Origin of the sequence: Longispora fulva (genome assembly GCF_015751905.1) — a bacterium.
Classification (GTDB): Bacteria; Actinomycetota; Actinomycetes; order Mycobacteriales; family Micromonosporaceae; genus Longispora; species Longispora fulva.
Map to the genome: position 1 here is coordinate 8494061 of NZ_JADOUF010000001.1, position 12998 is coordinate 8507058.

Consider the following 12998-nt stretch of genomic DNA (forward strand, 5'->3'; position numbering starts at 1 on the left):
CAGCGCGATAACGCCGACCTGGCCGATGTGCTCAGCCCAGGGTCGCGAGGATCTCCGCGTACCGCTGCCGGGCCTGCCCCGCCGCCGCCAGATCCCCGACCCGCGTGCACGCGTCGATGAGGAGCCGCCACCCGGCGTCGCAGTACCGGTCGATCTCCGTGCATTGGTGGGCCGCCGACACGGCCTCGTCGTGGTCGTCGCGGAGCACGGCCGAGCGGGCCAGGTCCACGGCGGCGGTGGCCGCGCGGCGGCGCAGGGATTCGCGGGTGCCGACGACCCATTCCTCGGGACCGTCCTCGGGGAGCAGGTCGCCGTGGTAGACGTCGAGCGCCGTGCGGAGCGCGACGGTGAGGGTGTCGAAGTCCCCGGCGAGCCGGGCGTCGTGCGCGGTGTCGATGGCGGCCCCGAAGGTCGCCACGTCGCAGTATCCCCCGGTGGGGAGGACGAGTTGGTAGGCGTCCCCGGAGCGCTGGAGCTGGCAGGATTCGCCGGTCGCGGTGTCGAGGAACTTGCGCAGGCTGGAGAGGGTGACGTGCAGGTTGTGCGTGGCCGGCACGGCGTCGGTGTCCGGCCACAGGGCGTCGAGCAGCGTCTCGCGGTGCACCGGGTGCCCGGTCCGCATGGCGAGCAGCCGCAGGGCGGTGCGGGTCCGGGGTCTGATCCCGGCGTAGTCGATGGGACGCCCGTGCACCCGGAGCCGGAATCCGCCGAAGCACCGGATCTCGACGCGTGAGGTGTGGACGGTTCTGAACGGGCTGCGCTGTGCGAGTGTGGACACATGCCCTCCCGTGAAGTTACAGCAGGTCAGGGCAGAATCCCACGGTAAAGATCGAGTGTGGCGATTGAGCCCGGTATCCGACAGTAGTTTCCATCGATCGCAGCGTAGTTCCGGGAACCGGCTGGCCGTCGGCCGTCGCCTGGCGTAGTTTCCGCTGGTGGGCAGCACAGTGCGGGGCCGGTACCGGTGGCGGACGAGACTCCGGCGCCGGCTGCCGTGGGTGCTGGTCGACCGGGGCTGGGCCGACAAGGGAGCCTCGGACTGCGGCGCCCACGAGTGGTACAACGCCGACGGAGTGGTCGAGCGCTGCTACCACTGCGCGCCGGGCGAGCGCCCCCGTTCCCCGCGCGCCTGACACCCGGGACGGGTGCGACTACCTGGGCAGCTCGCGGATCAGCACCTTGCCGGTCGCGTTGCGCGGCAGCACGTCGAGGAACACCACGTCCCGGGGCACCGAGAACCGCGCCAGATGCTCCCGCACATGCGCCCGCACCGCGTCGGCGTCCAGTTCGGCTCCCGGGTGCAGCACCACCCAGGCCGCCAGCCGCTGCCCCCACTCGGGATCGGCGACCCCGGCCACGCAACACTCCAGTACGGCGTCGAGACGGCTGAGCAGGTCCTCGACCTCGCGCGGGTACACGTTCTCCCCGCCCGAGATGATCATGTCGTCCTCGCGGCCGTCGACGAACAGCCGGCCCTCGGCGTCGAGGTGCCCGACGTCGCCGGTGCGGAGCATGCCGTCGCGGATCTCCTTGCTGTCCCCGTGGGTGTACCCGTCGAACAGCATGTCGTTGGCGACGAAGATGTGCCCGGTCTCGCCGGGAGGGGTGGCCGCACCGTCCCCGGTGAGGATCGCCAGCCGGGTGCCGAGCGGGGGCCGGCCGGCGGTGCCGGGGGCGGCGCGCAGGTCGGCGGGCTGGGCGACGGCCACCCAGGAGGCCTCGGTGGAGCCGTAGAGGTTGTAGAGCACGTCGCCGTAGGCGTCCATGAACTCGGTGGCCAGGTCGCCGGGCAGGGGCGAGCCGCTGGCGGCGACGACCCGCAGGGAGGGCAGGCGGGGCACGTCGCCGTGGTCGAGGAGGCGTTGCAGCATCACGGGCACGACCCACAGCGCGGTGCAGGCGTGTTCGGCGAGCAGCTTGTTGACGGCCGCCGGCTCGAACTTTCGGCGCAGCACGAGGGTCGCGCGCAGCGCGGTGGAGAACTGCAGCCCGCCGAAGCCCCAGGTGTGGAACACGGGCGCGGCGATCAGGACCGTGTCGCCGACCTTGAGCGGGATCTTGGAAAGCATCGCGGCGACGGGGGCCAGGCTGTGCGCGGCGGGCCGCCGGGCGCCCTTGGGCGCGCCGGTGGTGCCGGAGGTGAGGATGATGGTCCGGCCGGGCCGGGCCGGTGGAGACAGGGGGTCGGCGGTGCCGTCGGAGCAGATCCGTTCGAGGTCGCCGAGGCCGTCGTCGGACCAGGCCAGGTAGCGGGGCAGGTCGACCCCGTCGAGCACGGGTGCGAACTCCTCGTCGGCGACGAGCACGTCGACCTTCTGCTGTTCGAGCACGGTGCGCATCTGGCCGGCCGACAGTCCGGTGTTCAACAGCACGACATCCGCGCCGATCTTGCTTGCCGCGATCATGGTCTCGATCGCGCCCCGGTGGTTGCGGCACAACAACCCGATCCGGGGGGTACCGAACCGGGCGAGGTCCCGCGCCAGCCGGTTCGTCCGCAGGTCCACCTGCGCGAACGTCAGGCTGCCCGCGTCGTCGATGATGGCCGTGCGGTGGGGATCGCGCCGGGCGGCCGACGTGTACTCCCCGGCCAGGCTCAGCCCCCACCGGGCGAGCGCGCCGACCTGGCGCACGATCCGGTCGGGTCGCCCCGGGTTCAGCAGTCCACTGCGGACGAAGGTGGTGGCCAGGCGGGTGAGTGCGCCGATCGAGTACACCTGCGGGCTCCCGGGGTCGAGGGTCGGGCCGGCATCCCCCTGGGGGAGCCAGGGGGATGCCGATGACTGCTCAGGGCAGCGGTTGACTGCTCAGCGCAGCGACGCGCCGGAGATCTGGCGGGCGATGACCAGCCGCTGGATCTCGGACGTACCCTCGAAGATAGTGAAGATCTTCGAATCGCGGTACCACCGCTCGACCGGGTGTTCCCGGCTGTAGCCGTAGCCGCCGAGGATCTGCACCGCCTGCTCGGTGGTGCGCACCGCGACCTCGCCAGCCTTGAGCTTGGACATCGAGCCCTCGCCCATCGTGAACTTCTTGCCGTTGCGACCCATCCACGCGGCCCGCCAGACCAGCAGCCGGGCGGCCTCGATGTCCATGGCCATGTCGGCGAGCATGAACGCGATCGCCTGGTTCTCCACGATCGGCTTGCCGAACTGGACCCGGGTCTTGGCGTACTCCAGCGAGTACTCGTACGCCGCGCGGGCGATGCCCACGGCCATCGCGCCGACCGACGGCCGGGTCAGCTCGAAGGTCTGCATCGACTTGTTGCTGGCCTTCTTGCCCTCCCGGGCCCTGGCGAGGCGCTCGTCGAGGGCCTCCTTGCCGCCGAGCAGGCACGAGCCGGGCACCCGCACGTCGTCGAGGTAGACGTCGGCGGTGTGCGAGGCGCGCAGGCCCAGCTTCTTCATCTTGGTCGGGCTGGTCAGCCCCGGCGTGCCGGGCGGCACGATGAAGCCGGCCTGGCCGCGCGAGCCCAGCGACGGGTCGACGGAGGCCATCACGACGTGCACGCCGGCGATGCCGCCGTTGGTCGCGAAGCACTTGTTTCCGTTGAGGACCCACTCGTCGGTGGCCTCGTCGTACACCGCGCGGGTGCGCATCGCGCCCACGTCGGAGCCGGCCTCGGGCTCGGTGGAGCAGAACGCGGCGACGGCCGGCTTGTCCACGTCGCCGTAGCACTGCGGGATCCACTCGACCAGCTGCTCGGGGTCGCCAGCGGAGTAGATCGAGGCCACGGCGAGGTTCGTGCCGTAGATGGCCAGCCCGATGCCGGCGTCACCCCAGAAAAGCTCCTCCAGGGCGATCGGCAGGGACAGGCCCGTGCCGTCGGCCCAGAACTCGGCGACGGTCTCGAACCCGTACAGCCCGATCTTCGCGGCCTCCTGGATGATCGGCCAGGGGGTCTCCTCCCGCTCGTCCCACTCGTGGGCTGCGGGGCGGATCACGGACTCCGCGAAGCCGTGGATCCAGGTCCGCAGCTCCTCGTGGTCGTCGGTGAGCTCGAAGTCGACCACGTCGTTACGCCTTGGGGATGTTGAAGAGGCTGGCCAGGCCGGCCGCGAACCCGAGGTCGCCCTTGATCTTGATCTTGCCGGTCATGAACTGCACCGGCGGGGAGGCGTTGCCCGAGGCGAGCTTGAGGAACTCGGTGCCGTTCAGGCTGATGGTCGCGCGGGGCTCGCCCTCGCCGTCCTTGTTCACGGTGCACTCGGTGCCGTTGAGCACCGTCTCGTACAGGTCGTAGCCGCCGCCCGGCTTGTCCAGGATCTTCCAGTGCAGGATGGCGTTGGTGGACTTGCCGCCCTTGTATACCTGCTGCATCCGGCTGAACACCTCGTCGAGGACCGTGGTCCGGGCGTCGGCGTCCTCCAGGATCTGCGCGAACACCTCCTTCGGCGCGGTCTTCACGAGCTTGGCGAAGTCGCTCGGGCTGATCTCGCTCAGATTCCCGAAGCCGTCGATCTCGGCCATGGTGGTTCCTCCGTTTGTCCTAACCTACTTGCGAGTAAGGTTACGTCGCGGTAGGTAGACTGGCAAGTATGACGACGACAAAATCGCGGCGACTTCCCCGGGCGGTCCGGGAACGGCAGATGCTCGACGCCGCGGTGGCCGTGTTCGCCGAACACGGGTACCACGCCGCTTCCATGGACGAGATCGCCGAGCGAGCCGGCATCTCCAAGCCCATGGTGTACGCCTACCTCGGCACCAAGGAGGAGCTGTTCGTCGCGTGCATCAACCGCGAGTCCGAGCTGCTCATGACGGCAGTGGCCGAGGAGATCGTGGGCGAGATGGAGCCCGACGAGCGGCTCTGGCGGGGGCTGCGGGCGTTTCTCGGCTTCGTCGCCGCGCACCGCGACGCGTGGATCGTGCTGTACCGCCAGGCCCGCTCCCAGGGCGTGCCCTTCGCCAGTGAGGTGGAGGCCAGCCGGACCCGGGTCGTCGACGCGGTCGCCGCGCTGCTCGGCGGCGCGGCGGAGCGCATGGAGCCCGGGCCGGTGAAGGGCGACCTGGCGGCGATGGCCACGGCGCTGGTCGGCGCGGGGGAGGCCCTCGCCGACTGGATCGCCGACCATCCCGACGCCGACCCGGAGGCCGCCGCCGCCCGGCTGATGAACCTGGTCTGGCTGGGCTTCGGCACCCTGCTCACCGGCGCGAGGTGGACCCCGCCGGCCGCCTGAGCGACGCCAGGGGAGGTCGCCACCCGGCGACCTCCCCTGGCGCTACGACACCGTTCCGCTCAGGTGCGGCTTGCCTGTGCGCACGTCGTGCACCGCGAACGCCCCGCCGTCCGAGGAGAAGCCCACCGTGGCGGGCAGCAGTACCGGCAGCTTGAACCGGACGTCCACCGTGTACGCCGCCGGCAGCCGCCCCTCCAGCGCCGCCAGGCACCGCGCCTTCGTCCACATCCCGTGCGCGATGGCCCGGGGGAACCCGAAGGCGCGGGCGGTCAGCGCGTACAGGTGGATCGGGTTGGCGTCCCCGGAGACCGCGGCGTAGCGCCGACCGGCGTCGCCGGGCACCCGCCACACCGCGCTGGGTCTCGGCGCCTCGGGCCGGTCCGCCCCGCCGGCCCTGTCACCGGCGACCGGTTCGTCACCGGACGCCGCCTCGCCCCCGGAGCCCCCGGTCGCCGCGCCTTTGCGCAGATACGTCGACCAGTCCTGCCACACGAGCTCCCCGTCGACCCGCGCCTCGCTCACCACGTCGAACTGCCGCCCCTTGTCGTGCGGCCGCAGGTCGGCCGCCCGCACGGTCAGCGCCAACGTCTCAGACGCCAGCACCGGCCGGTGCACCGTGATCCGGTTGGCGACGTGCACGAGTCCCAGTACCGGAAAGGGGAAGTCCGACCGGGTGAGCAGGTCCATCTGGAGCGGGAAGGACAGCACGTGCGGATAGGTCGCCGGCAGCGCGTCGGACACCCGGAAACCGCACACCTTCGCGTACCCGGCCAGCGCCCGCCGGTCGACGGACACCTCCCGGCTCAGCTCGGCCGTGGGCAGCGCGTCCCCGCGATGGGTGACCGTGGCCAGCGCCCGCAGAACGCTGACCACCTCAGGCCCCCAGCAGGCTCTGGCCGCAGACCCGCACGACGTTGCCGGTGACCCCGCCGGAGCCCGGGTGGGCGAACCAGGCGACGGTCTCGGCGATGTCGACGGGCAGGCCGCCCTGGGACAGCGAGTTCATCCGCCGGCCGGCCTCGCGGATGAACAGCGGCACAGACGCCGTCATCTGGGTCTCGATGAAGCCGGGCGCGATGGCGTTGATCGTGACGTCGCGGGTGGCCAGCTCCGGGGCCCAGGACTGTACGAACCCGATCACGCCGGCCTTGGAGGTGGCGTAGTTGGTCTGCCCGACGTTGCCGGCGATGCCCGCGATGGAAGACAGGGACACGATCCGGCCACCCGGCCGTAGCACCCCGAGCAGACCCTCGGTGATCCGTTCCTGCGCGGTGAGGTTGACGGCGAGCACCGCGTCCCACAGCTCGGGCTTCATCCGGCCGAGGGTCTTGTCGCGGATGATGCCGGCGTTGTGCACGACGATGTCGACGCCACCGTGCCGTTCGCGCAAGTGCTCGGCGAGGGTGCCGGGCGCGTCGTCGCGGGTGATGTCGAGTTGCAGGGCGGTGCCGCCGATCGCGTTGGCCACGGCCGACAGCGCGTCGCCCATCGCCGGCACGTCGAGGCACACGACGTGCGCGCCGTCGCGGGCCAGCACCTGGGCGATGGACTCGCCGATGCCCCGGGACGCACCGGTGACCAGGGCGACCTTGCCCTCAAGCGGCTTGTCCTCGGGGGCGGCGCCGACCGTGCCGGATCCGATCCGGATGACCTGGGCGTCCACGTAGGCCGACTTGGCCGACAGCAGGAAGCGCACCGTCGAGTCGGTGGCCTCTTCCGCGCCGGGGGCCACGTACACCAGGTGGGCGGTCGCGCCGCGCTTGAGTTCCTTGCCCACGGAGCGGACGAAGCCCTCCAGGGCGCGCTGCGCGGTGCGTGTCTGCCGGCCGGACGTGTCCTCCGGCGGGGTGCCGAGCACGATGACCCGGCCGGAGGCGGCGACCCGGCGGATCGTCGGGTGGAAGAAGTCGAAGAGGTGGCGCAGCTCGGCGCTCGACGTGATGCCGGTGGCGTCGAAGACGAGCGCGTGGTAGCGGGCGTCGGGGGCCTCGCTCGGCTCGGTGTGCACGGTGGCGTCCACGGCCGACAGGGTCTTGGTCAGTGCCGCGTCGAGCCGTCCACCGGGGGCGGAGCCCAGCAGCACCGGGCCGGCGACGACGGGCTGGCCCGGCCGGTACCGGCGGAGTTTCGCGGGGTCGGGCAGCCCCAGCTTGGGGACGAGAAAGCGCCCTGCCCCGGACGCGGCGAACTTCTGGTACCGATCGGTCATGGAAAAATGCCTCCCTACTCCGGCGTAATCTTACTCGCCAGTAGGTTAGAGTGGAAGCATGACCCAGAAAATTCGCCGGGTCGCCGTGATCGGCGGCAACCGGATCCCGTTCGCCCGGTCCAACGGGCCGTACTCGCACGCCGCGAACCAGGACATGCTCACCGCCGCACTCGACGGCCTGGTCAGCAGGTACGGCCTGGCCGGCGAGCTGCTCGGCGAGGTCGCAGCGGGCGCGGTGCTCAAGCACAGTCGCGACTTCAACCTGACCCGCGAGGCGGTGCTGGGCAGCCGGCTGGACCCGAGGACGCCCGCCTACGACGTGCAGCAGGCGTGCGGCACCGGCCTGGAGGCCGCGATCCTCGTCGCGAACAAGATCGCGCTCGGCCAGATCGAGGCGGGCATCGCCGGCGGGGTGGACACCACCTCCGACGCGCCGCTCGGGGTCAACGAGGACCTGCGGCAGATCATGCTCGACGCCAACCGGGCGAGGTCCCTGGGCGGCAAGCTCAAGCTGATCACCCGGCTGCGGCCCGGCCAACTCGTGCCGGACATGCCGCGCAACGCCGAGCCCCGCACCGGGAAGTCGATGGGCGAGCACGCGGCGATCACAGCGGCCGAGTGGGGCGTCACCCGCGAGGACCAGGACGAGCTGACCGCCGCGAGTCACCACCACCTGGCCGCCGCGTACGAGGCCGGCTTCTTCGACGACCTGGTCACCCCCTACCTGGGGCTGAACCGGGACCAGAACCTGCGGCCTGACTCCTCTGTGGAGAAGTTGGCGAAGCTCAAGCCGGTGTTCGGCCGGGGCGAGGGCGCGACGATGACGGCCGGCAACTCGACCCCGCTGTCCGACGGCGCGGCCGTGGTGCTGCTGGCCAGCGAGGAGTGGGCGAAGACGCACCGGCTGCCGGTCCGGGCGTACCTGACGTTCAGCGAGACCGCCGCCGTCGACTACGTGCACGGCGGGGAGGGCCTCCTGATGGCCCCCGCGTACGCCGTCCCGCGGATGCTCCAGCGCGCCGGCCTCACGTTGCAGGACTTCGACTTCTACGAGATCCACGAGGCGTTCGCGTCCCAGGTGCTCGCGACCCTCAAGGCCTGGGAGAGCCCCGAGTTCTGCAAGGAGAAGCTGGGCCTGGACGCGCCGCTCGGCTCGATAGACCGCGCGAAGCTCAACGTCAACGGCTCCTCACTGGCCGCCGGCCACCCCTTCGCGGCCACCGGCGGCCGGATCGTCGCCACCCTGGCCAAGCTGCTGGAACGCAACGGCAAGGGCCGCGGCCTGATCTCGATCTGTGCGGCCGGCGGCCAGGGCGTGACCGCGATCCTCGAACGCTAGAAACGCCGCCCCAGCTATCCGGCATCACGTCGGGTAACTGGGGCGCTTCGTGGGGTGTTCGGGGGCGGACATTCCGTCTACTGTGTCGGGAAAGCCACCCCGACACGGAGGTAACCCGAAGATGGCCGACGCCCGGCAACTCCTCGAGGACTACGTTTCGACCGGGAAGGTCATGCAGGTCGCGACCCTGAACGACGAGGGAGCGCCGGTGGTGTGCAACGTCTGGTTCGCCAGCACCCTGGCCCCGGACCGGCTGTACTTCATATCCCGCCCGACCCGGTTCCACAGCGCCAACATCCGCCGCGATTCCCGGGTCGCCGGCAGCGTGCTGGCCATCGACCTGACGGAGCTCGGCCAGGACGTCCGCGGCGCGACGTTCACCGGCTCGGCCGTCGAGCTGCCGACCACCGGGGTGGACGAGGAGATCGCCGTGTTCGCCGGCCGCTGGCCCCGGGCGGCACGGGCGATCGACGCCCGGCGGATGGCCGATGGCGAGAACCACCACCGGATCTACCGGATCGACGTGGACGGCTGGATCCTCTTCGACGAGGAGAACTTCCCCGACGAGCCCCGCCAGCCGGTCCCGGCCCACACGGACTGAAACCTTTTCAGACGGTTACGGCGGGGCCCGACCCGGCATTGTCGGCCCCAGGTGTCCAGCCCAGCGCGCGAGCCAGCAGCGTCCGGCGGTTGCGGGCGCCGGTCCTGGCGAACACCGACTTCAGGTGGTCCTGCACGGTGTTCTCCGCCAGGAACATCCGCCGCGCGACCTCCCGGGTGTCCGCCCCGGCGGCCAGATGGCCGAGCAGCTCGGTCTCCCGGGCGCTGAGCCCGTACGCCCGGCAGAACAGCGCCACCCGTTCCCCCGGCGGGGTCTCCTCGATGGTGACCGCGATGTCCCGGCCGCCGATCCGGGCCGCGCGCAGGGTCAGCCACAGCCCGTCGCCGAGGTGCACCCTGGCCGAGGGCTGGTTCCCGTCCACCCCGGCCTCGACGGCCAGCAACTGGGCGGCCACGTTGTAGGCGCTAGCCGGGATCGGCTGGCGGTCGGGGGCCGGCGGGATGAGCGCCGTGAGAAAGTCGTGGGTCTCCGGCGTCTGGCCGAGTACCGCCAGCTCCGGGGACAGCAGCAGCACCAGCGGCCCGAGCCGCCGCGCCCCGGGCGGCCGGGTGACGAACGTGTCGGCCTGCGCGCGGCGCAGCGCGGCGGTGACCGGCCCGGCGACCTCCGCGAGGAACGCCGCCTCGCCCGGGTCGAACACCCCGCCCGTCCGCCACAGGTCCAGGAAGCCCCAGCAGCCGAACCGGTCCCGGAAGACGACGGAGGCGACGTCGCGGACGCCGTAGCCGGCCAGCAGTTCCCGCCACAGCGGACCGCGCGCCGGATCGCCCACGCTGAGCAGCGCCACCGGCGGCTCGGCCAGGCCCGTCCACCGGTTGACCTCCGTGAGGTACTTCAACCGGATCAGCCGGGGCAGGTCCCGCACGTGCGGCACGGCCGCGACCGGCGCGGAACCGACGGACGTCTCCGGATCGGTGAGCACGAACGCGTGGAAGTCGAAGTCGACGGCCCGGCGCAGCGCGTCGAGCAGGCGCAGCCGCAGCTCCCGCGCGTCGCCGCCCGCCTCGCACACCCGGAGGACCGGCCCCACGGACCGGGTAGCCCTGACCACGCCCCGAGCCTAGGCCACCCCGGCCCCCGGCCGGCCCGCGACGCCGGTCGCGGACCCCAGGTTTCTGGGATGGGCCGGCGGCGCGGCCGGGACGACGATGGAGAGGACACCGAGGAGGACGCCATGACCACCCTGCATATCGAGCACGCGATCACCGGCTACGACGCCTGGAAGGCGGTGTTCGACCAGTTCGCCGAGGTCCGCCGCCAGTCAGGGGTCCGCGGCCACCGGATCAGCCGCCCGGTCGACGACGAGCGCTACGTCCTGATCGACCTGGACTTCGCGACCGTCGCCGAGGCGGAGAACTTCCGCACCTTCCTGGTGACGAAGGTCTGGTCCTCACCGGCCAGTTCCCCGGCGCTGATCGGCGCACCGCTGGCCAGGATCCTGGAGTCGGTGGAGGAGTCAGCCGAGGAGTTTGCCGAGGCGGGCCAGGCCCTCGGCGAGCACGTCGGCTGACGGCCCGTAGGAGAACCGGACGAACTCCGTGTGCCGCCGCCCGCCGCGCCGTCGCCGCCCCGGGTCCACGTCGAACAGGTGCCCCGGCACGGTGATCACCCGCTGGCGCAGGGCGGCCTCGAAGAACCCGTCCGCGTCGTTGAGGGGCGCGGGCAGGTCCGCGACGTCGCCCCACACGTAGAAGGCGCCGGCCGGCGGGGTGTCGACCCGGATCCCGAGCGCGCGCAGCCCGTCGACCATCAGGTCGCGCTTGCCGGCGAACGCCGCCCGGGTCGCCGCCGTCTCCCGATCGGCGTAGGAAGGGTCGAGGGCGGCGAGGGCCGCGCGCTGGGTGACCCTGGACGGGCCGCCGTCCAGGCCGCCGCCGGACCGGTCGAGCACCTCGATCGCCGCGCGCGGCCCGAGCACCCAGCCGAGCCGCCAGCCCGGGTACCGGAAGCCCTTGGTCAGGCCGTCGATGATCAGGACGTCGTCGGCGTCCACGTCCGCCACGTGCGCCGCGGCGCTGACCGGCCCGCCGTCGTAGACGAACTGGCTGTAGAACTCGTCCACGACCAGCGCGCACCCGCCGGCGCGGGCCCGGTCGACCAGGTCGGCGAGGTGGGCCCCGGCGAGCACGGAGCCGGTCGGGTTGCACGGGTTGGACAGCAGGAACGCGCCGATCCCGGCCCGGTCGACCAGCTCCGTGAGCGCCGCCGGCGTGAACGGCACCCCGGCCGGCACCGGGCTCAGTCGGGACAGGTGCGCGCCGATCAGGTCCTCGTAGAACGAGTAGTCCAGGTCGCGGTAGCCGATGGCGAGGTCGCCGAGGGCGGTGAACACCCGGTTCAGGGCGAGCCGGCCGCCGGGGGTGACGGAGACGTTCGCGGCCGTGTAGGGGGACTTCCCCTTCCGGTACAACCGGTTGTAGTGCTCGGCGATGGCGGTGCGTAGTTCGGGGACGCCGTTCACGGGCCCGTAGCCGTGGTCGTCCGGCGCGAGCTCCACCGTCGTGATCCGCTCCGGCGCGCCGGGGAGGGGCCCGGTCTCCGGCTGGCCCTGGCCCAGGTTGACCCAGTCGGGGTCGCCGGGCGTGAAGCCGCGCCGGAGGGCCTCGTGGACGACGTACAGGACGCCGGCGGGGGGGACGTCGCGCAGATAGTGGGGCACACGACCATCCTCCCGGGGCCGCGTGCCCATCGACAAGAACGACAGTCCTTTGCGGACCCCAAAGCCACGGTTATGGTTGGGCTGTGATCGATACCCGTCAACTGGAGATGTTCGCGGCCGTGGTGCGGGCCGGATCCTTCTCCGCCGCCGCCCGCGAGCTGAACTGCAGCCAACCGGCGATCAGCCAACAGATGCGCGCCCTGGAGCGGCACGTCGGCGGCCCGCTGTTCCTCCGGGTCGGCCGGGGCCTGCGGCTCACCGAGGCCGGCCGGATCCTCGCCGAGCGCGGCAAGGCGGTCCTCGACGAGCTGGCGGTCACCCACCAGCAGGTCAGGGCGGTGGCGGCCCTGGACTTCGGCACGGTGCGGATCTGCGCGTTCCCGAGCGCCAACGCCTCGATCGTGCCGGGCGCCGCCGCGGCACTGTCGAAGGAACGGCCCCGGCTGCGCCTCGAACTGATCGAGAAGGAGCCGCCCGACTCGTTCGACCTGCTCCGGCACGCCGAGTGCGAGCTGGTGATCGGCTTCTCCTACGCCGACGAGGACGAGGAGGAGGCCACCGCGGGGATGCTGCGGGTGCCGCTGCTGGAGGACCGGCTCGCGCTGCTGCTGCCGGCCGGGCACCCGTTCGCCGGCCGCGACCGGGTGGACCTGGCCGAGATGGCGGGGGAGCGGTGGATCGCCGGCTGCCCGCGGTGCTGCGGCGCGTTCGTCCGGGCCTGCGAGCGGGCCGGGTTCACGCCCGACATCGCGTGCGCCACGGACGACAACATGGCGATCCAGAGCCTGGTGGCGGCGGGACTCGGGGTGGCGTTGGTGCCGATGCTGGTGCTGTCGTTCCTGCGGCACGGGAGCGTGGTGGCGGTGCCGGTGGAGTCGACGATCCGACGGCGGACGGCCGTGTACACCTGGCCTGATCTGATCCGGGTGCCGGTGGTGCGGGCCACGATCGACGCCCTGGTCACGGTCGCCCACCAGGCGTGAAACCGCCGACCC

General features: G+C 72.1%; 14 protein-coding genes. 6 read left to right on the top strand and 8 right to left on the bottom strand.

Annotation, left to right across the window (positions count from 1 at the left end):
• Window positions 1-31 precede the first annotated feature (31 nt).
• Complete coding sequence (locus tag IW245_RS41955) at window positions 32-778, bottom strand: AfsR/SARP family transcriptional regulator (RefSeq protein ID WP_197008100.1); 747 nt, start codon at window positions 776-778, stop codon at window positions 32-34.
• A 157-nt stretch (window positions 779-935) separates the two neighbouring features.
• Between IW245_RS41955 and IW245_RS39210 the strand changes: the two genes are divergently transcribed.
• Window positions 936-1133: a hypothetical protein gene (locus IW245_RS39210; protein WP_197008101.1), complete on the top strand. Its 198-nt coding sequence runs from the start codon at window positions 936-938 to the stop codon at window positions 1131-1133.
• Window positions 1134-1151: 18 nt separating this feature from the next.
• On the opposite strand, the gene IW245_RS39215 is transcribed toward IW245_RS39210, so the two are convergent.
• The 3 genes from IW245_RS39215 to IW245_RS39225 form a co-directional block, all read right to left on the bottom strand.
• Window positions 1152-2714 carry an AMP-binding protein gene (locus IW245_RS39215; protein ID WP_197008102.1) on the bottom strand — a complete coding sequence of 521 codons (1563 nt, stop codon included), beginning with the start codon at window positions 2712-2714 and terminating at the stop codon, window positions 1152-1154.
• A 90-nt stretch (window positions 2715-2804) separates the two neighbouring features.
• Window positions 2805-4010, bottom strand: a complete 1206-nt coding sequence (locus IW245_RS39220) for an acyl-CoA dehydrogenase family protein (protein WP_197008103.1) — start codon at window positions 4008-4010, stop codon at window positions 2805-2807.
• A gap of 4 nt (window positions 4011-4014) precedes the next feature.
• Window positions 4015-4467: an SCP2 sterol-binding domain-containing protein gene (locus tag IW245_RS39225; protein ID WP_197008104.1), complete on the bottom strand. Its 453-nt coding sequence runs from the start codon at window positions 4465-4467 to the stop codon at window positions 4015-4017.
• 68 nt (window positions 4468-4535) lie between these two features.
• Between IW245_RS39225 and IW245_RS39230 the strand changes: the two genes are divergently transcribed.
• Window positions 4536-5174, top strand: coding sequence for a TetR/AcrR family transcriptional regulator (locus IW245_RS39230; RefSeq protein ID WP_197008105.1), 639 nt, complete (start codon window positions 4536-4538; stop codon window positions 5172-5174).
• Between the two features lie 42 nt (window positions 5175-5216).
• Here IW245_RS39230 and IW245_RS39235 read toward each other — a convergent pair whose 3' ends face one another.
• Window positions 5217-6047 (bottom strand): MaoC/PaaZ C-terminal domain-containing protein, encoded by an 831-nt coding sequence (locus IW245_RS39235; RefSeq protein WP_197008106.1) that lies wholly within the window; start codon window positions 6045-6047, stop codon window positions 5217-5219.
• A gap of 1 nt (window position 6048) precedes the next feature.
• Window positions 6049-7383, bottom strand: coding sequence for a 3-oxoacyl-ACP reductase (locus IW245_RS39240; protein ID WP_197008107.1), 1335 nt, complete (start codon window positions 7381-7383; stop codon window positions 6049-6051).
• 58 nt (window positions 7384-7441) lie between these two features.
• On the opposite strand from IW245_RS39240, the gene IW245_RS39245 reads away from it, so the two are divergent.
• Window positions 7442-8722 carry an acetyl-CoA C-acetyltransferase gene (locus IW245_RS39245; protein WP_197008108.1) on the top strand — a complete coding sequence of 427 codons (1281 nt, stop codon included), beginning with the start codon at window positions 7442-7444 and terminating at the stop codon, window positions 8720-8722.
• Window positions 8723-8843: 121 nt separating this feature from the next.
• Window positions 8844-9323, top strand: coding sequence for a pyridoxamine 5'-phosphate oxidase family protein (locus IW245_RS39250; RefSeq protein ID WP_197008109.1), 480 nt, complete (start codon window positions 8844-8846; stop codon window positions 9321-9323).
• A 7-nt stretch (window positions 9324-9330) separates the two neighbouring features.
• Here IW245_RS39250 and IW245_RS42535 read toward each other — a convergent pair whose 3' ends face one another.
• Complete coding sequence (locus IW245_RS42535; RefSeq protein WP_197008110.1) at window positions 9331-10395, bottom strand: helix-turn-helix transcriptional regulator; 1065 nt, start codon at window positions 10393-10395, stop codon at window positions 9331-9333.
• 123 nt (window positions 10396-10518) lie between these two features.
• On the opposite strand from IW245_RS42535, the gene IW245_RS39260 reads away from it, so the two are divergent.
• Complete coding sequence (locus IW245_RS39260; protein ID WP_197008111.1) at window positions 10519-10854, top strand: hypothetical protein; 336 nt, start codon at window positions 10519-10521, stop codon at window positions 10852-10854.
• Here the strand turns inward: IW245_RS39260 and IW245_RS39265 are convergent.
• Window positions 10801-12003, bottom strand: coding sequence for a pyridoxal phosphate-dependent aminotransferase (locus IW245_RS39265; protein WP_197008112.1), 1203 nt, complete (start codon window positions 12001-12003; stop codon window positions 10801-10803). The genes IW245_RS39260 and IW245_RS39265 overlap by 54 nt on opposite strands.
• 83 nt (window positions 12004-12086) lie before the next feature.
• On the opposite strand from IW245_RS39265, the gene IW245_RS39270 reads away from it, so the two are divergent.
• Complete coding sequence (locus IW245_RS39270; RefSeq protein ID WP_233472960.1) at window positions 12087-12986, top strand: LysR family transcriptional regulator; 900 nt, start codon at window positions 12087-12089, stop codon at window positions 12984-12986.
• The last annotated feature ends 12 nt before the right edge of the window (window positions 12987-12998 follow it).